General features: G+C 47.6%; 16 protein-coding genes. 6 read left to right on the top strand and 10 right to left on the bottom strand.

Annotated elements, in window-relative coordinates; all coding sequences use genetic code 11:
• Positions 1–34 precede the first annotated feature (34 nt).
• The 4 genes from ACSBQN_RS05935 to ACSBQN_RS05920 are packed head-to-tail and all read right to left on the bottom strand — an operon-like array spanning position 35 to position 4,826.
• Positions 35–781 carry an ABC transporter ATP-binding protein gene (locus tag ACSBQN_RS05935; RefSeq protein ID WP_024473046.1) on the bottom strand — a complete coding sequence of 249 codons (747 nt, stop codon included), beginning with the start codon at positions 779–781 and terminating at the stop codon, positions 35–37.
• On the bottom strand, positions 778–1,761 hold the full coding sequence (locus tag ACSBQN_RS05930) for a FecCD family ABC transporter permease (RefSeq protein WP_004239350.1): 984 nt from the start codon (positions 1,759–1,761) through the stop codon (positions 778–780). The genes ACSBQN_RS05935 and ACSBQN_RS05930 overlap by 4 nt, the downstream gene beginning before the upstream one ends.
• Positions 1,758–2,669 carry an ABC transporter substrate-binding protein gene (locus ACSBQN_RS05925; RefSeq protein ID WP_024473045.1) on the bottom strand — a complete coding sequence of 304 codons (912 nt, stop codon included), beginning with the start codon at positions 2,667–2,669 and terminating at the stop codon, positions 1,758–1,760. The genes ACSBQN_RS05930 and ACSBQN_RS05925 overlap by 4 nt, the downstream gene beginning before the upstream one ends.
• A 9-nt stretch (positions 2,670–2,678) precedes the next feature.
• Positions 2,679–4,826, bottom strand: a complete 2,148-nt coding sequence (locus ACSBQN_RS05920; protein WP_024473044.1) for a TonB-dependent receptor plug domain-containing protein — start codon at positions 4,824–4,826, stop codon at positions 2,679–2,681.
• Positions 4,827–5,366: 540 nt separating this feature from the next.
• Here ACSBQN_RS05920 and ACSBQN_RS05915 point away from each other — a divergent pair.
• Together ACSBQN_RS05915 and ACSBQN_RS05910 are read left to right on the top strand one after the other, a co-directional pair.
• Positions 5,367–6,359 carry a YeeE/YedE family protein gene (locus tag ACSBQN_RS05915; protein ID WP_024473043.1) on the top strand — a complete coding sequence of 331 codons (993 nt, stop codon included), beginning with the start codon at positions 5,367–5,369 and terminating at the stop codon, positions 6,357–6,359.
• A gap of 8 nt (positions 6,360–6,367) precedes the next feature.
• Entirely contained in the window at positions 6,368–7,738 is a 1,371-nt protein-coding gene (locus ACSBQN_RS05910) for a rhodanese-like domain-containing protein (RefSeq protein ID WP_024473042.1), read from the top strand.
• Positions 7,739–7,793: 55 nt separating this feature from the next.
• On the opposite strand, the gene ACSBQN_RS05905 is transcribed toward ACSBQN_RS05910, so the two are convergent.
• Complete coding sequence (locus ACSBQN_RS05905; protein ID WP_024473041.1) at positions 7,794–8,057, bottom strand: VF530 family DNA-binding protein; 264 nt, start codon at positions 8,055–8,057, stop codon at positions 7,794–7,796.
• Positions 8,058–8,763: 706 nt separating this feature from the next.
• On the opposite strand from ACSBQN_RS05905, the gene ACSBQN_RS05900 reads away from it, so the two are divergent.
• On the top strand, positions 8,764–9,885 hold the full coding sequence (locus ACSBQN_RS05900; protein WP_354632780.1) for a cupin domain-containing protein: 1,122 nt from the start codon (positions 8,764–8,766) through the stop codon (positions 9,883–9,885).
• Positions 9,886–10,028: 143 nt separating this feature from the next.
• A complete protein-coding gene (locus ACSBQN_RS05895; protein ID WP_225973377.1) occupies positions 10,029–10,436 on the top strand; it encodes a hypothetical protein in 408 nt (135 codons plus the stop codon).
• 13 nt (positions 10,437–10,449) lie between these two features.
• On the opposite strand, the gene ACSBQN_RS05890 is transcribed toward ACSBQN_RS05895, so the two are convergent.
• The 3 genes from ACSBQN_RS05890 to ACSBQN_RS05880 form a co-directional block, all read right to left on the bottom strand.
• Positions 10,450–10,935 carry a GNAT family N-acetyltransferase gene (locus ACSBQN_RS05890; RefSeq protein ID WP_036414769.1) on the bottom strand — a complete coding sequence of 162 codons (486 nt, stop codon included), beginning with the start codon at positions 10,933–10,935 and terminating at the stop codon, positions 10,450–10,452.
• Between the two features lie 82 nt (positions 10,936–11,017).
• On the bottom strand, positions 11,018–13,714 hold the full coding sequence (gene mgtA / locus ACSBQN_RS05885; protein WP_318668075.1) for a magnesium-translocating P-type ATPase: 2,697 nt from the start codon (positions 13,712–13,714) through the stop codon (positions 11,018–11,020).
• A gap of 744 nt (positions 13,715–14,458) precedes the next feature.
• Positions 14,459–15,796 (bottom strand): PLP-dependent aminotransferase family protein, encoded by a 1,338-nt coding sequence (locus ACSBQN_RS05880; protein ID WP_354632782.1) that lies wholly within the window; start codon positions 15,794–15,796, stop codon positions 14,459–14,461.
• Between the two features lie 86 nt (positions 15,797–15,882).
• Here ACSBQN_RS05880 and ACSBQN_RS05875 point away from each other — a divergent pair, with 86 nt between their 5' ends.
• Both ACSBQN_RS05875 and ACSBQN_RS05870 read left to right on the top strand, forming a co-directional pair.
• Complete coding sequence (locus tag ACSBQN_RS05875; protein WP_036407966.1) at positions 15,883–16,767, top strand: DMT family transporter; 885 nt, start codon at positions 15,883–15,885, stop codon at positions 16,765–16,767.
• Positions 16,768–16,776: 9 nt separating this feature from the next.
• Complete coding sequence (locus ACSBQN_RS05870; protein ID WP_220730891.1) at positions 16,777–17,016, top strand: M91 family zinc metallopeptidase; 240 nt, start codon at positions 16,777–16,779, stop codon at positions 17,014–17,016.
• Here the strand turns inward: ACSBQN_RS05870 and ACSBQN_RS05865 are convergent.
• Together ACSBQN_RS05865 and ACSBQN_RS05860 are read right to left on the bottom strand one after the other, a co-directional pair.
• Positions 17,007–18,149 carry an MFS transporter gene (locus ACSBQN_RS05865; protein ID WP_152696313.1) on the bottom strand — a complete coding sequence of 381 codons (1,143 nt, stop codon included), beginning with the start codon at positions 18,147–18,149 and terminating at the stop codon, positions 17,007–17,009. The genes ACSBQN_RS05870 and ACSBQN_RS05865 overlap by 10 nt on opposite strands.
• Positions 18,149–19,072, bottom strand: a complete 924-nt coding sequence (locus ACSBQN_RS05860; RefSeq protein ID WP_228001068.1) for an aKG-HExxH-type peptide beta-hydroxylase — start codon at positions 19,070–19,072, stop codon at positions 18,149–18,151. The genes ACSBQN_RS05865 and ACSBQN_RS05860 overlap by 1 nt, the downstream gene beginning before the upstream one ends.
• Positions 19,073–19,089 lie beyond the last annotated feature (17 nt).

Here is a 19,089-nt window from a genome sequence, read left to right as displayed (position 1 = left end):
AATCCGGCGGCAGAAAACAGCCGCCGGATTATTTTTACGGGCGGATAATCGTATGTGCATACACCGTGCTGTAACCATCCATTTCTATTTTGCGGAATTCCACATCAAAGACCTCATTTAATAAAGAGGATTCCAGCAGTGCGGCAGATGAACCGAAATAGCGCAGTTGTCCCTGTGATAGCACAATAACTGATTCAAAATAGCGGAATACCATATCCAGCTCGTGCAGACACACCACCACCAGTTTTTCTTTTCCCTGTGCCGTTAAATCCTCAATCAGCTGCATCCGGTGTTTTATATCCAGTGCCGCACCGGGTTCATCAGCAAATATCACCGGCGGATCACACATCAGTGCCATTGCGGTCAGTACCCGGCTTTTTTCCCCGCCTGATAATATATGCCAGTGTTTATCCAGTAACGGCTGTAATTCATATTTGCGGCAGGCGGCTTCTTTTGCGGCTTTCGGGTCAGATGCCCGCTCTGCGGCCAGCGAAATTAATTCCTCTGTGCGCTGATCCCAGCAGGGATTAAAACTCTGCGGAATAAGACCGATTTTCTGCATCCGCGCAGCGCCTTTATAACGGCTGATATTTTTCCCGTCCAGGGTAACGGCGCTGAATACCTCCCGGTCAAGCCCGGATAAGGCCTTTATCAGGGTGGATTTACCGGAGCCGTTCGGGCCGATAAGGGCAATGCTGCCTCTGGCGGGTAAATGCAGGGAATCAACTGTCAGTATTGTTTTATCCTGTTTACGGACGTTCAGTTTATTCACTGTGATCATGATTTTCTCACCCGTTTCGCCAGCAGATAAATAAAGAAAGGGCCGCCGATAAAGGCGGTGATCAGCCCGAGCGGTATTTCCCCCGGCGGCAGCAGGCTGCGCGATAATGCATCGGAGAACATTACCAGTGCGGCACCAATAACAGCTGAGGCGGGCAGTACATATTTATGACGGGCACCGACCTGCCAGCGGGCAATATGCGGAGCAATCAGCCCGATAAAACCAACAACGCCGCCGAGTGAAACGGCAATCGCGACAATGGCAGACCCGGCAATTAAGGCCAGCACGGTAAACCGTTCAACAGATAAACCGAAACTCATAGCCATTGTTCTGTCCAGTCCCATTAAATCCAGCCCGTCAGATAACAGATAAACGGATAATAAAATGGCGGCCAGGGTTAATATCAGGCTGATGATCAGACCTTCTCCGGACGGAGTTTGTATTCCGCCCAGAATCCAGCTTAATACCACCTGGAGGCTGGTACTTTCATCGGATAATGCCATCATCATAAACGAACGGGCGGCATTTAATACCGCGCTGACGGCCACCCCGGTTAATAACAGCGTGGCGGTATCCAGTGACCCCGCAATCCGGGAGACGGATAACACAATAAATATCGCCGCCAGTGCCCCGCTGAAGGCAAATAAGGGCAGCGATACCGCCAGCGGTAAGCCGAGCGGCACTAATAATGCCACTGTTCCGCCGATCGCGGCCCCGCCGGAGGATCCTAATAACCACGGCTCTGCCAGCGGATTGCGGAATACCCCCTGAAAAATGGCACCGCTTAATCCCAGTAATGCCCCGGTAAATCCGGCGGTAATTACACGCGGTAAACGCCATTCGGTTAATAGGCGGGATGTTAAATCATCACTGTAAAACAGGGCGCTTACCACCTTCAGCGGACTCTCCCATGTATGTCCCGCACAGGCGGAGAAAATAAATGCAGCGAAGAGAATGAGTAACAGACTGACTATTTTCACTGTCTCAGGCTCCATTGCTCAAAGATGTCAGACATATATTCAATGCCATCAATAATCCGCGGGCCGGGAATAAGCACATATGCACTTTTGACCGGATAAATATCATTATTTTTAACAGCTTTCATTTGTGACCAGCCGGGAAGTGTCAGTAAATCCCGGATTTTGTCTCCGGAAATGGTGTACAAAATAATATCCGGGTCGGCGGCGATAACCGCTTCCGGGGATACCTGTTTCAGCGCCGGTCCGGCCTGTTTATATTCCTCCAGCGCCAGGGTTCCGCCCGCTTTTAAAATGGAATCGGCGGTGTATCCCGGTGTTTTTTTATACGCCTGCGGCCTGGCAACCAGTAATAACCCGTTACTAACCTGACCGGTGATCATAATGACCCTTGGTGCGCGGTAACCGGCGGGCTTTTGCTGAACATTGTGCAACCGCTGTTCCATCTCCGCCGCCACCTGTTCGCCTTTTTCCGTTGTTTTGGTGACCTGAGCCACCAGACGGATATTACGGATAATTTCCTCAATACTGTTTCCCTCCAGTACCAGCACAGGAATGCCGAATTTGCGCAGCGGTGTTAATAACTGATGCGTGGCCTGGCGGGCAGGGGTCATAATCACCAGATCCGGTTTCAGTTCAATGATCCGCTCAAGAGAAAACCCGAGGCGGCCGCCGATTAACGGTTTATTTTTGATTTCATCGGGAAAATAGGTATAGGCATCAATACCGGCGATATTGTCAGCCAGTCCGAGGATAGCCACAATTTCGGTATTTGATGAAAAGATAGTCACAATACGCTGCGGTTTTTCGTTCAGTGTGACCGGCGCAGATAATTGCGCCATCATACTGAAAGCAGGCAGAGCATGGCACAGGGCCATGCTCAGTGTGATAATAAGAGTCAGGACTTTCATTATTGCCGGTTAAAAACGGTATGTCACACCGGCAATAAATGACCGGCCCGGCATTGAGGTTCCCAGACTACCGTTGGATTTTGACGGCAGCATAATATACGGGTCTTCATCCAGGGCAAAAAATACCGGATGCTCGTTTTTATCCAGAATATTGTCTATCCGTCCGTACAGCGTCAGTGACTGGCTGATATCCACATCCGCCTGAAGATTCCAGACCATAAACGGCGCTTTGCGCATCACATAAGAAGAATAAGGGCGGACATCCGGGATAATTCCTTCCTCTGTTTTATACCACATCGGCCCGCGCAGAATTCCCTGTAACTGAAGACTCCACGGATAACGGGCATTGGTAAAATAGAGCTCGTTAATAAACGCCGCCTGATACTGATACATGCGCTGAACTTTATTACTGTTATTGGTTGCGGTTATTTTGGCGCCTTTATCTTCCATATCGAAATTCCAGCTGCCGTTTAAACGCATCACCCAATCCCAGTCTGTCTGCCAGTCAAATACACGGTTAACGGTGGCACGGCTGTTAACTTCCAGCCCGCGTACCACAATATCATCGTCGCTGTTGGCGTACTGATAGACATTCGGTGCCAGAACGTTGGTCTGTATTCTGTTCTGAATCGTATTCTGAAAGAGGGCAATATCGACGGAATTCAGGGAATCACCGAGTGTCGCGCCCACTTCAAACTGACGGTTACTTTCCGCTTTCAGGGAACTGTTGCCCAGATATTGCGTACCGGACAGCGTAATATAATCCGCGCCCAGCTGTGTGGCGGTCGGTGCACGGTAACCGGTGGCGACAGAGGACTTCAGATTCAGCCAGTCATTGACCTGATAGTTGGTACCGAGACTCCAGGTTAACTGATTATATGAGGCACTGCCGGTGAACTGATTATCCAGGTTCGGTGTTTTATCGAAATTGGTTTTCCCGTAGGTATAACGCATACCGCCGCGGATTATCCAGCTGTCGTCAAATAAACTCTGCCGGTCATCGAAATAAACGGCATACTGGTTTTCAGTCTGGTTATTATCATACGGCGCGGATTGTTTCAGCGGGTTGCCGCTGACACTGACCTGATCCCGTTCTGAACGCAGACGGCTGTATTCGTAATCCACCCCTAATAACAGATCGTTCTGCTCATGGAGTTTAATCACCGGCTGGAATTTCACGCCGTAAATATCCAGCTGACGGCGGTTATGATCACTGCGGGTTTTTGCGGTTAACGGTGATGCCCAGCGGAAATTATCCACATCCTGCACAAAATAGGCGTGGCTGTTCATTCTGAAAATACTGTCGTCAGTGCCGTTTTTCCAGACCACATCCGCGGAACGGTTATAACGGGTATCTTTGGCGTAAATATTCCCGGTTGATCCACGGAAACCGCCGTCATAAATACCGTCAGTCCGCAGTGACACATCGAGCAGGTTACTTTCGTTGATCTGCCAGCCTAAATTACCGCTTAAACCAAAGCGTTCCCAGTTGGTATTTTCCTGTTTGTGGCCGCCTTTCCCGGAATGGTAATCATCACGGCGTCCGGCTTCAAACCCGACATAGCCGTAAATATCGCCGTCATCATTCTGAAAACCATAGCCGCCGTAAGTCTGTGCCAGTCCCCAGGATCCGGTTTCTGCTGAGATTTTCCCGCCTTCGTCGGTTAATCCGTTTTTCAGGAAAATATTAATCACACCGCCCATCGCCTGGGAGCCGTAAATAACCGAAGAGGGGCCGCGGATAACTTCAATCCGGCTGACATCTTTCGGTGATAATTTGGATAAGTTCGCGGTTCCTGCCCGGCGGCCGTTAACTAATACCAGCACCTGTCCGGCAAAATCTTTTCCCTGACCATCCGTTGCAGCACCGCGGATATTAATGGATGTCTGCCCGGGACTCCATTCACTGAAAAAGCCGACACTGTTCTGTGCCAGTAATTCGGTCAGACTTTCCGCCCGTGAGCGTTCAATCTGGTCGCTGTCGATAACCTGGGTGGTGACGGTGGATTTTCGCTGCTGTTCCTCACGCCCTGAAGCGGTGACAATTAATGTGTCACTGTCCGGATCCTGTTTTGCGGTATTTTCCGCCCCGGCGGAGAATTGTGAATATGACAGGATCAGTGAAACCAGTACCAGTTTCCTGCTGTTTATTTTCATTGTTAAAAACTCATTTTTATATAATGCCTGACCAAAACACCGGCTGTTACCGGTGAATTTCCCTGAAACAACTTTTCTGAAACAAATAACATCAAGTGTTAATGCGACCCGTTTTCATCTTAAGAAAACAGGGAAGGCTAAGTCACTAAAAAATATGACTAAAAGTCAGAAACGGGAAAGCGGTCAAGGTAATTGAAAATAAACCGTTATAATCACACGGGTGAATTATAAAAAAGGTGAGCAGATGTTGAAAATATGCTGCGTTGTTAAAAAGCCGGCGGCACCGGTAGCGTTGCCGCTTTTCCGGATTGGCGGTTTAATTCTCTGTTGCGCCAGAAGATTTACGGTCCCGGTTATCAGTGCGTTGTGTTCCTTACCGTCTAGTGTCTGAACAGGGTAAGAGAGTGTTCACCGCCGGGACAGCAGATATATCTGATAAGAGGTTAACTATCCTTAACTTGATTTTGCGCCATAACGGCGAATAATGGGGCGGGTAAAATTCACAGATACACGCAGTTGTTTATTCCCCGGGGTTTCTTTATGGTCAGTGGTTTATTTATCGGCATCCTGTTCGGCGGGTTGCTCCAGTCAGGTCAGTTCTGTTTTGTTTCCGGATTCAGAAACATTCTTTACCAGCGAAATACCCGGTTTCTCACCGCGCTGCTGATCGCAGTCACTATTCAGTCCGTTGGCTTCTTTGCTTTGGAATCTGCCGGATTATTACATATACCGGAAGGAAATCTGCCAATCACCGCAACACTGGCCGGTGGATTTTTATTTGGTGCGGGCATGGTACTGGCCGGTTGTTGCGGCAGTGGTGCGTGGTTCCGTTCCGGTGAAGGATTAACCGGCACCTGGATTGCCTTATTTGCCTTTGTTGTCACCATGGCCACCGCTCAGAAAGGCAGCCTGAAACATTGGTTTGAACCCTTATTACAGCATCCCGCACAGCCGGATACGATTTATAAAACACTGGATATTTCCCCTTGGTTTCTGGTCGCGTTTTTAATTATTCTCACCGCCGGATTACTGATTTATCAGCATTATCATCCCCGTTATACACCACCTTCACAGGGACGATTTAATTATCTGCCGCTGAATATTACCGGTATGCTGATCGGTATTCTCGGGATTATTGCCTGGGTTTTCAGTGCTGAGGCCGGACGTAATTTTGGCTATGGCGTTGCTGTTCCTTCCGGCAATGTTATTCAGTATCTGATCACCGGACAGCAGCGTTATTTTAACTGGGGAACCTTATTTGTTATCGGTATTTTCGCCGGTTCAATGATAAGTGCGGTTATCCGCAAAGAATTCAGATTAAGACTTCCGCCTGATGGTATTACCGTCGTTAAACGCCTGATCGGCGGGATTGTGATGGGAGCAGGGGCAACACTGGCAGGCGGCTGTACCGTCACGAATTCCCTTGTGGCAACCGCTTATTTCTCCTGGCAGGGATGGATTTCCACATTCATGATTATGGCTGGTGTTTGGATCACCAGTTATTTTTTCCGTTCAGGGCAATGTCGTTTATAGGATCACATATGAAAACAAAATCACTCTTTCTTCTGATACCGTTATTACTATCAGGTTGTGACCAGACGGTGGTAAAAGAGATCGGCATTGAAGAATTGTCGGAGAACCTGAACAATCCGGAATACATTATTATCGATACTCGGCCGGACAGTTTATATTTCGGTTTTAAAGATAAAGGCGCGGCCCGCGGCGGCCATATTAAAGGTGCGATGCAGTTTACTACCGGCTGGCTGGATTTTATCGATGAGAATAAATTTGATACGTTTGTCGAAGAAAAGGGGATTTCCAAAGAAAAAACCCTGGTATTTTACGACAGTGACCCGGATTCACTGGAACGTATTACCGCCGAATTTGCTGCCAAAGGTTTTCAGGTCAGAGCATTTAAATCCTTTATCCAGTACAGCAATTCTGATCTGCCGATGGATAAATACCCGAATTATTTTCTGAGCGTTTCTCCCGCCTGGGTTCAGGCCGCACTGAACGGTGAAAAACCGGAAAGTTATACCAGTGATCAAAAACCGGTGATATTTGAAGTGTCGTGGGGGGATGCGGAGCAATCAAAATCCTATGCAACGCATATTAAAGGTGCTTTCCATTTTAATACCGACTGGATAGAAAATGCGCCGGTCTGGAATTTATCCGAACCTGACGTTATCAAAAATAATCTGCTGAAAAACGGGATCCGCAAAGATACCCCGGTTGTCGTCTATTCTGAAAATCAGATGGCAGCATTGCGGGTATTATGGGCACTGAAATGGGCGGGTGTTGAAGATGTCCGTTTCCTGAACGGTGGTTTAAATGTCTGGGCGGATGCGGAATTACCAACGGAAACCACACTGAATATTCCGGTACCGGTTGCGGATTTCGGTGCGGAAATTCCGGTTAATCCGCAGGTCACTATTGCCATGCCGGCGGAAGCCATACAGGGTCAGAAATCCGGCCTTAAACTTATCAGCAACCGGACATGGGATGAATATACCGGCAAAATCTCCGGTTATGACTATATTCCGCGTAAGGGTGAACCGGCCGGGGCAATATGGGGATTCGGCGGTAAAAATTCGAATGATATGTCCGATTACTATGACCCGGATGGCACATTGCGTAATCCGGAAGAGATTTTTGCTTTATGGAAAACGCAGGGTATTGAACCGACCGATCAGGTCGCATTTTATTGCGGTACCGGGTGGCGGGCAAGCGTTTCCTGGTTTATGACCCAACTGGCGGGCTGGGAAAACAGCCGGATTTATGACGGCGGCTGGAATGCCTGGCAGATGGATCCGACATTACCGGTATTAAATAATATTCAGAGCCAAAAACCGGCAGCACTGAATGATTATGGTGAAATAATCAAAAAACCGGGACAATCCTGTAAAAGCTGATTTAACTGAAACACCGGTTTCCGCAGAATTAACGGAAGCCGGTATTATTGGTTATTTACCATGGGCCTTCCGGCCAGATGCTGTCTGTTTTTTCAGCAGCATCATCCAGCGAATCGAGATATAAGTTCTCAACCTCGGTACGGGCCCAGGGAGTGCGGCGGAGAAATTTCAGACTTGATTTTACGCTGGGGTCATTCTTAAAGCAGTTAATATTGATTAACTTACCCAGCTTTGCCCAGCCATATTTTGCAACCAGTGCATTAACCTGCATTTCGAGAGTAACGCCATGCAGCGGATCGTTGGATTTGTGGGCTGTCATGAATGAATATCCTGTTATTTTGCCTGAGCCGGGAAGAATACCGCAAACGCCGGAGTATGACAATTATCCCTCCCGGCAGACTCATTCCGTATTACTTCAGGATCTGCATTCTTCCGTTAGTCACCTTACCTTCACTGACTAATTTTCCGGCAGTATCGAATTGTTTAACTGTACCGGTAAGGGCACCGTTTTCCATTGTACCTTGTATAAAGAGTCCCGGTAATGATATTTATAAGACACAGGGAAGGTTAACCATTGAAGAAGCGGCTTCAACCGTTCGTTAAAGTGGGAAACACACCGGCCGGTAAATAATGGAACAATAACTAATTTGTACAATATCCGCGAACTGACGGATATTGTACATCAGTCATGTTACCGGACAGGAGAGCAGAGAGCGCTAATGAACGATATAATACATATTGATATTATTGTATCTAATCAGCACCAGCACCTTCCATACATCATTTAACATAATATACATTATGCGAACCAGTGAGTGAAATAACGAAATCTGGCTCTCCGGCTGGATAATCATGTTGGTTCCTTTATTCCTGATAACGGCTTTTTGTCTCCGCTCATCCAACAACTGATCACCGCGGGGTTTCTTTATCCGTCCACGTTCCTTTTTTTATTGACCCCAAACAAAAATATGACGGCACATTGCTTCTATAATTATTCGCTTATTTCCTCATATAGATGTGGTCACATGGTTAACAAACTGAATCTTAACTGGCCTGAATTTTTAGAAAAATACTGGCAGAAAAAACCCGTTGTACTGAAAAATGCATTTCCTGATTTTGCCGACCCTATCACACCGGATGAGCTGGCCGGTCTGGCTATGGAGCCGGAAGTTGACAGCCGACTGGTCAGCTTCATTGATAACAAATGGGAAGCAAGTCACGGCCCGTTTGAGGACTACAGCCAATTAGGCGAAAAAGGATGGTCACTGCTGGTACAGGCTGTCAACCATTGGCATATGCCGGCTGCAGAATTGGTGAAACCGTTCCGCGTGCTGCCTGAGTGGCGTCTTGATGACCTGATGATTTCCTACTCAGTGCCCGGCGGTGGTGTCGGGCCGCATATTGATAACTATGATGTTTTCATTATCCAGGGCATGGGCCGCCGCCGCTGGCGTGTGGGTGACGCCCTTCCCATGCGTCAGTTCTGCGCTCACCCGGCATTACTGCATGTCGATCCGTTTGAGCCGATTATTGATGTGGAAATGGCGCCGGGCGATATTCTGTATATTCCGCCGGGATTCCCTCACGATGGTTTCACCTTCGAAGATACCATGAACTATTCTGTCGGTTTTCGCGGACCGACCGGACGTGATCTGCTGAGCAGCTTTGCTGACTATGCACTGGAACAGGATCTGGGTGGCGTCAATTATGGCGACCCTGACCTGACAGTACGTGAAAACTCAGGCTCAATGGAATCTTATGAGGTTGAACGCCTGCGTGAAATGATGATTGAAATGATCAACAAGCCCGGTGATTTCGAACAGTGGCTAGGCCGTTTTGCAACTACCCCGCGTCATGAGCTGGATATTGCGCCTTCGGAACCACCGTATGAGCCGGAAGAAGTGCTGAGTACTCTGAATGCCGGTGAAAAACTGATACGACTGAGCGGACTGCGTGTTCTGCGTATCGGGGAACATTTCTTCGTTAATACCGAAGGCTGGATGACCACCGAAATAAAAGGTGCGGATACATTGTGCCGGTTAACCGAAGTCGGCGTGAATGAGCTCGGTGAAGCACTGGAGAACCCGGTTTTTGTTGCGGAATTAACCGAATTTATCAATCAGGGATATTGGTATTTCGAAGAATAAGTCATATCTGCCTGACAAGATAAAACACCCGGCGACGGGTGTTTTATCTCAGCGTTTCAAAAACCTCTCGTTCACTACGCTCAGCCATGATAAATTGGCCGGATGTCCATCCCAAAATATTTCCTTTTTTATGAGATAGTTCAATGAGTAAGAGTGGAAGAAACTATACAAAAGAAAAAATAAGACAGCGCCATATAGCAAATAAAAAAAGAAAACACCCTATTCGTCTTTTTATCAGAAGTTGGGATTTTTGGGGTAAATCCTGCCTTGGCCTTTTTGTTTTTGGTATGTTTATTTATTCATTAAATGATAATGCAACCATTCATTTCTTATGGATAATCTATGCCTGCATTTGCTTACCTTTATTTCCGTTTGCTAAAAAATGCAGTGATGATGTCCTTCGTCATTATTTTTCAGAATCAACATTTGAGGATGTTATTAATGGTAGCAGCCCCCGGGGGCTTGGCGGATTGTATCTGATACTCATCATTCCGTTTATCATCCCGCTGGCAGCGGGATACTTTGTATATCAGATTATAAATTACAAATGAAATCTATCGCTATTTAATCATATCCATCTGTATGATCTGAAAATAACCGGAATCGCCGGAAATCCACACCATCATAGTTAACAGAACCATCCGGCTGAAATCCGTAACGTGTTATAAACCGGGAAACTTTCCGGGATAACGGTAATAAAATGGTGATACTGGTTAAGTGCATTTCATCAAATGCGTGGCGGATAATTTCATCACAGATGATTTTTCCCGTTCCCCAGAAATCAGGATGAAGTACCAGCGCCAGGTCAGCATCATCACCTTCTTTCTGAAGCCCTCCCCAGCCTGCAAATATATCGTCGATCACAAATGCCCAAGGGCCATATCCGTTTATTTCCCACTGAGCGTCTTTTTCTTCTGCCCAACTGCGGCTTTTTTCATCATCAAAATCCGGGCTGCCCAGCGGCATTTGCTGTAACACTTTCGGGTGATTATTCAGTGCCGTGATATCGGCCGGTTCTATCTGAGTTAGCCGTTTAAATTCTAAGTGCATAGTATTCCTTTTATTTTGATGCTCTGATTGTACCTGTTATTCAGAAAAAATCAGCTGAATAACAGGTACAACACATCTTAACTTACAGCCACATTCCGAAACGGCGGATATAAATGCCCTTCATGATTTGTGCCAGACCGCAATAGCTGACCAGCGTAGCAGCAAGCCACGGGAAATATTCCCACGGTAACGGCTCAAGCCCGATATAACTTCCTATTGGTGAAAACGGCAGCCAGATACCGATGGCCATAACAATCCCGGTAACCAATAATACCGGCAGTGTTGCTGTGCTCTGAATAAACGGGATCCGTTGTGTTCTCAGCATATGCACAACCAGCGTTTGTGATAATAATCCCTCAACAAACCAGCCGGAATGGAATAAAACCTGGCTGTCCGGACTGTTTGCCCCGAAAACAAACCATAATAATGCAAAGGTTGTGATATCAAATACAGACGACGTCGGGCCAATCCAGATCATAAAGCGCCGGATATTGCCTGCATCCCATTTACGGGGTTTGCGCAGGAATTCTTTATCCATTTTATCCCACGGCAGCGCCAGCTGAGACATATCATAAAGCAGGTTCTGAATCAGTAACTGAATAGCCAGCATCGGCAGGAACGGAATAAAGGCACTGGCGATAAGAACAGAAAATACATTACCAAAGTTAGAGCTGGCGGTCATATTCAGGTATTTAATGATATTACCGAATGTCTCGCGCCCTTTAATGACACCCTCCTCCAGAACCATCAGATCTTTTTCCAGCAGGATAATATCTGCGGATTCTTTGGCGATATCCGTTCCGCTGTCCACAGAAATTCCGACGTCCGCATCCCGCAGTGCCGGTGCGTCATTAATGCCGTCCCCGAGGAAACCAACAGTATGGCCGGCTGATTGTAAAATCCTGACCAGGGCTGATTTTTGCAGCGGCGTCAGTTTGCAGAAAATAGTGTGTGTTTGTGCGACCTGTTTCAGCTCTTCATCACTGAGGAGCGCCAGCTGATCACCACTGATACTCATCGAGGCATCCAGCCCGACTTCACGACAGATTTTTGCCGTGACAACGGCATTATCCCCGGTCAGTACTTTTACCGTTACCCCGTTATGCTTCAGTGCGTTAAGGGCTTTTGCCGCACTGTCTTTCGGCGGATCCAGGAAGGTCAGAATTCCGCATAAAATCATATTTTGTTCACTGTCTGCGGAGAGCGGCAATCCCTGCTCTTTGCTGTCAAGAACCCGCTCTGCGAGCAGCAGTACTCTGAATCCGGTCTCATTATAATGATTAACCAGTGCCATAATGGCCTGTTTTTTCTCATCATCCGCCGGAGAAATATGATTGCCGGTCCGGATCAGAGAACAGCACGCCAGCATCTCTTCCGCCGCACCTTTACAGATAAGCAAGGCGGTACCATCCGGTTTTCTTACTGACACAGACAGACGTCTGCGGACAAAATCAAACGGCAGTTCGTCAATTTTCTGATAACTGTGCAGAGATTCTGTTTCAGCTTTGCCGCGCCCGAAACGAATGATCGCCTGATCCATCAGGTTACGTGTGCCACTCTGGTGAAAACTGTTCAGCCACGCCAGTCCCAGTATGGCTTCATCGGTATTACCCTCCGTATCAAGATGATGCTCGAGGATAATATTATCCTGTGTCAGCGTTCCTGTTTTATCCGTGCACAGGATATCCATTGCGCCAAAGTTCTGTATTGCATTCAGCCGCTTAACGATAACTTTCCGCCGCGACATTGCAATTGCGCCTTTCGCCAGGTTCGAACTGACAATCATCGGCAGCATTTCCGGGGTTAACCCGACTGCGACGGCAAGTGCAAAGAGTGTGGCATCAAACCAGTCGCCTTTGGTAAATCCGTTAATCAGCAGAACAACCGGCACCATCACTAACATAAAGCGGATCAGCAGGATACTGACACTATTCACCCCGCGATCGAATGACGTCTGTGAGCGTGTTCCGACAATGGATTTCGCCAGTGAGCCAAAATAGGTTTTGTCCCCGGTTGCCACCACAACACCCAGCGCCGTGCCGCTGGCCACATTGGTGCCCATCAGGCAGATGTTGCCCGATTCCGTGAGTGATTGTCCGTTTTCCGCTATCGTTGCGGCATCTTTCTCATGGATATCTCCCTGAGTATCATATTTTTCCACCGGAACCGATTCCCCGGTCAGAATGGCCTGGCTGATAAAAAGATCACGGGAACGGAGCAGCCGCAAGTCCGCCGGTATCATATCCCCGGCGCTCAGAACCACGATATCCCCCGGAACCAGACATTTTACCGGCAGCTCGGCCCGGGCAGATCGCCCTTTTTTACGCCGGAGTACCGTGGCGGTAGTTTTTACCAGTGATTTCAGGGCTTCTGCGGCTTTGTTAGTTCTGTACTCCTGCCAGAAACGTAGTACCACACTCAGAAAAACCATTGTTCCGATGATCAGTACACCGGTGAGATCTGTTTCCTCGCCCTGCTGCAGGGGGATCAGGTAATCCGTCATAAAACTGATAACGGCCAGCGCCAGCAACACATAAATAAATGGATTATGAAATGCGGAAATAAACTGAATAAATGCGGGAGGTGCTTTGTCATGTGCCACCACGTTTTCCTGATGTTCTATCAGGCGGTCAAGGGCATCAATTTCATCCAGCCCCAGCATATCAGAATGTAATTCTGCTAATGTTTCATCTGGTGTTTTTGCGGCATATACCGCCGCAGGGAAAGTATTATTATCGCGCACAGCCGGAGTGACGGTGCGGTTAACGTTGACAGTCATGGTACGATTCCTTTTATTTCCTCAGATAAACTGAGTCATTTATTTTCACCGGACCGTCTGGTTTAACAGTTAACTTAAATAACTGTCATGATAACGGACAGTCCGGGAAATGGTATATTTCCGGGCCCGGGTGGTGTGTCCATATATTCCTTATCATCAAAAGATAGCCTGTACGCTTATTCATAAATGAATACGTACTGTGAGTTTTTAATAAAAAGCCATGCCTTTCCGTTCTGAATAAACGGAATAGCCGGATATGATGCGCGAGCACAGCAATTTAAATTGAATTAACCGAAAAAGTAATCAGTTAGGAGGGAATAACGCCAGCATATAGAGATTCATGATAAATCCGTCCTTTCGGGCCTATCCCGTGAAAGATAAGCGAAATTAAATAAGGAAGTACCATTTACAGAGAGAGGTACTGCCGCAGTATTACTGCCGGCAGTCAGAGAAAAACAGAATTACCGGCAGGATCAATGTATTTTGATAAATAATCTATGACTGTCCAATTACGTGTTCTCCGCAAGAAATAAACACATGGAGTATATTCCCGTAAAATCACAAAGTAAATCGTTTTCTCTGAGGGAGAAACAATATATATAATAGTATTATTTAATTAAACAACATCCTGATTTAACAGCGTATATACGATAAAGCAGCATCCCTTTTCACTGTTTATAAATATCCGGTCTGACAATCTGCCAGATATAATTCTCCCGGTTGACCGGGCTGTAACCTGATACATCATAAATCCATCAGATAGGTAATGGTGTCTCTGACCGCCATCAGTGCGGATTCCAGGTCGTCATACGGCAGCGTACTGACTGCCACACGGATAGCCTGCGGGATATCGCGGGTTACGGCATAAGACTCTGCAGGACTGACGGCAATGTTGGCGGCTCTCAAACGACTGATAACCGCATCGCGGCGTACATTTTCCGGTAACGGGATCCACAAAAAATAACCGGCCGGATGTGCGATATGGGGTAAATCAGCAAAAATCCGGCTGACTATTTTTTGCCGGGCTTTGGCATCGCGGCGCTTTTTCTGCTCCAGTTTTTCGGCTTCTCCCTGCTCCAGCCACTCACGGACAATACCGGTCATCAGTGCCGGTGTATTCCAGGTAGTGATGCGGATGATTTTTTCCAGCTCAGCAATATATTCCGGAGGTGCAACAATTAATCCAACCCGCAGGCCGGTAGCGATATTTTTGGAAAATCCGGTGACATAAAATGTGATATCCGGCGCCAGTTCTGCCAGCGGAGCCGGCGCCGGTTTCTGCAGAAAAGCATAGGAGCCGTCTTCTATCAGAAAAAAACGGTTTTCCCGGGCCAGACTTATCAGCTTCCTGCGGGATGTCAGATCCATCACCCAGCCGAGCGGATTATGCAGTGTCGGCATGGTGAAATAGCCGCGGATTTTCCGCTGGCGGCATAATTGTGCCAGCGCTGCCAAATCCGGGCCCTCCGGGGTAACCGGCACCGGAACTAATTCGATATGACAGGTTTGTGCCAGTGCTTTAAAGCCGGGATAAGTCAGTGCATCCGCCGCAATCACATCACCGGGGCTGAACATGCTCAGAACAATGGAGGCCAGACCGTGCTGGGCTCCGCTGACCATGACAACAGTATCCGGGTCAACGGCAGAAAAACCGCGCAACTTCAGGTGATCAGCAACAACAACCCTCTCCTGATGCCGCCCGGCGTGAGGCAGATAATGCAGCAGACTTTCCAGATCGCCGCTCATGGATAACCGGCGCAGCGTGTGACGCAGTAATGCGGTCTGTTCCGTGACTTCCGGATAGATAAAGTTAAGGTCATACATTGCCGGAGTGACATCACATTCAATACCGGTAACCGGTAATAAGCTGATATCTCTGACAAATGTTCCCCGTCCGGTTTCACCGCTGACCAGTCCCTGATTGATCAGCTCCTGATAAATACGTGACGCTGTCACTAACGATACCCCTTCCTGAGCCGCAAAAGCACGGTGAGTCGGCAGTTGTGTTCCGGCCGCCAGTTCACCGTTTCGGATACGGGCAGCAAGGGTATCGACGTATTGTTTATAACGCGGTGTTGCCATACAAATGTATCCATGACAATTTTTTGATTGTCATGATTATCCGCATTACTCTCTGTGATAACAAGAGGTAATTAACGGAGTACAGGATGGATAATGCAATGACAACGGTTTCCCGTTCAACACGCGGCTGGCTCAACGGGTTTATCGGCGTGCTGATTTTCAGCGGCTCCCTGCCCGCCACCAAGGCTGGTATCACCGGATTCGCGCCGGATTTTCTGACAACCGCCCGCGCGGCGATTGCCGGCATTGCCGCTCTGCTCATTCTGGCCGTTCTGCGCCAGCGTTTGCCTGCAGCGAAGTATCTGTTGTCGCTGATCGTTGTGGCGGCAGGTGTCGTCGTCGGGTTTCCGCTGCTGACAGCCCTTGCTCTTCAGTATGTCAGTTCGGCACACTCGATTGTGTACCTGGGATTGTTACCGCTGGCGACAGCACTGTTTGGTGTGCTGCGCAGCAATGAGCGTCCGCTCCCGGCGTTCTGGCTTTTTTCTGTCCTCGGCAGCTTGTTTGTGATGGGGTTTGCCTTATTTCAGGGCGGTGAAAGTACTCTGACAGGTGACTTGTATATGGTAGCGGCCGTGTTGCTGTGCGGATTGGGTTACGCGGAAGGTGCCCGCCTTTCCCGTCCACTCGGCTGCTGGCAGGTGATCTGCTGGGCATTGGTACTTTCTCTGCCACTGATGCTGATTCTCAGCATTGTTTTCCTGCCGGTGACATTCAGCGGTATACCGGCACAGGCCTGGGGCGGGCTGATTTACGTTTCGTTATTCAGCATGCTGATTGGTTTTTTCTTCTGGTACCGCGGCCTGGCAGAAGGCGGTATTACCGGTGTCAGCCAGTTACAGCTGTTACAACCGTTTTTTGGGCTGGTGCTTTCCGCGTGGTTACTGAATGAAACCGTCAGCTCCGTAATGGTTGCGTCAACCTGTGGTGTGATTGCCTGTGTTGCCGGTTCAAAACGGTTTGCCCGGTAAGAAAAAACCATGTTGTGCCCGGTATCTGCCGGGCTGGCTATTGTTTTGTATCATGAATTAGTACATGTACTCCATTATCTGCAAGGTGAATGTATACACATTATTCCTGCTGATTCTCCTGAAAGTATCCGTTATCCTTATCGGGAAGAAGAAGTCAGAACCATTGGCTTCGGTCCTTTTACATCAGAAACTATCTCTGAAAATACTTTTCGTGCAGAAATAGGTGCTCCGCTGAGAATTCACTGGTAACCCACTCCCTTTCGCGATGCCAGTATACCGGCGACAACCAGATACAGCGCAATAACCAGCGGCAAAAACAGTATCGAATCGCTGTAAACCGCCGCTGTCATTGCCGCACCAATTGCCAGTGAAATACCGGAGATACCATCGAGTACTGCAATTTTCCGGGGCGAATCCGCCAGTGTGATCAGGGTATCGATACCCGCACCGTAAAACATTTCCAGCAGTGTGACACCCAGCACTATCAGTAACAGACCGGGAAGTTCTGCAATACCGGAGAACCACGGAATAAACAGAAAAATGCATAAACCGGTTGCCGCCATAAGTGCGGTAATAATACCCCACATCTCCGTGAAGTAGCGGTATACCGGGATTTGCCCGGCGATAATAACCAACGTATTAAACAGCAAAACCGGCCCTATCAGATACTCAGAGCCGGACCGGATAAGTTCCAGCGGTACAATGACCTCAAAACTGTAATACAGCATGGCAAAAATAATGCTGACCACGGAGACAAGAATGGTATCTCTGCCGGTAAGATCAGAAAAATGAAGGTAATAAAAGTGGTTTTTCGTTTCACCGGGACAAGAATGCAGCTTTACTGAAAAGAGAATGCCAATCATAAAAATCGTAGTCAGAATCAGTAATGCGTACGTAAAAGGCAGTGAAAAAAAGACACACAGTGTAATGAGTACTGGTGCAACCGCAGCACCGGTATTATTCAGCGTCATCCTTACTGAAAAGCTTTCGCTGATATTTTCCGAGGTGGCTTTAATATAGTATTTTGCTGCTACTGAAAATACGGAGGTGGCAATACCGTTTGCCAGCATCACCACAAGACACAGATAAAATGTTTGTCCGATAAACAAAAACGACAGTGACAGTAATTTAAGTAATAGTGAAAAAACAATGGTTTTTTTACTGTCAAACCGGCTTATCAGCGGAATAATAAAAAAATAGGCCAGTGAAAATGACCAGAATTTTATCGTGCCGAGATACAGAATTTCTTTTTCACTGAGTGTTTTCCCGGCAAAGTAAAGTAATGCCAGCGGCATCAGTAACCCGGAGCCCAGCGCATTAAAGAAAAAGCAGATATTAATCGCCCTGCTTTTCCGTTCAAAAACCACCCGGTAAATCTGCATCAGCTGAGATTCCAGCGCTGACAGATAGCCATAAAAATATGCTTTCCGGTATCCGTCAGTATGGCATTGTTCCTGACAATATCGGCAGTATTACGAAGCTTCTCCAGATTACTGCTCAGCCGGTCATAATATTCCGGATCCGGGATACCGTCACTGTTACGGATAATTTCAGAAAATACATAACATATCCGGGATAATACAAACAAGGCATGAAAAATACCAATCATCGGCCGGTCATCATCACGCAGTGGCGCGGCAAAGACCTCATCAGCAGGGTTAAGTACCAGCGGATCCCCCGCATTGAGGATATTCAGTGCCGTATGGCCGCATTCATGCGCCAGAATATCAATATAATAAGCAACCGAATGTGACGAGTGAACATAGACAAACATCATTCCCCACATATAGAAATTGGTACCGGAACGCATAAAGCGGGAGCCGTCTGCGGTTTCCTGAGTCAGGTATATCTGATGGATAAACCGGTCAATTTCATTGCCGGTTTCCGGCGCACAGCGACGAATAACAGATAATGCCTGTGTTATTTTCTTCGTTTCCGCTGCTGCCAGTACCGGATCATCACAATAGCCGAAACCAAGTTGTTTATCGTCACGGATAATTTTCAGGATCATCGTTTCTGCCAATAAATGACCGACAGATGTCAGTGGCGAGATAGTCAGTGGTAACGGCGTTTTTTTTCGCATCAACTGATTGAGGTAAGTTACCGCCTCCGCATGTTCATCATCTTCCGCATATTTACCGGCGATATAATGAATAGCGCAATTTTGCCATGACAACGGAACTTCTGAGCTTATTCCGGGCAAACGATAATAGGATAATAAGTAATTAAGTGATTCATAGACTTCATCAGAAAAATACTGATAAGCCTGCTGATGTTTATAGTCAGGGAAAGTCAGATTTATCATATAACAGCGTCCGTCAG

Origin of the sequence: Morganella sp. B601 (assembly GCF_051172335.1) — a bacterium.
Classification (GTDB): domain Bacteria; phylum Pseudomonadota; class Gammaproteobacteria; order Enterobacterales; family Enterobacteriaceae; genus Morganella; species Morganella morganii.
Note: the sequence above shows the minus strand (reverse complement) of the source record. Positions and strands in the feature narration are given on the sequence as shown.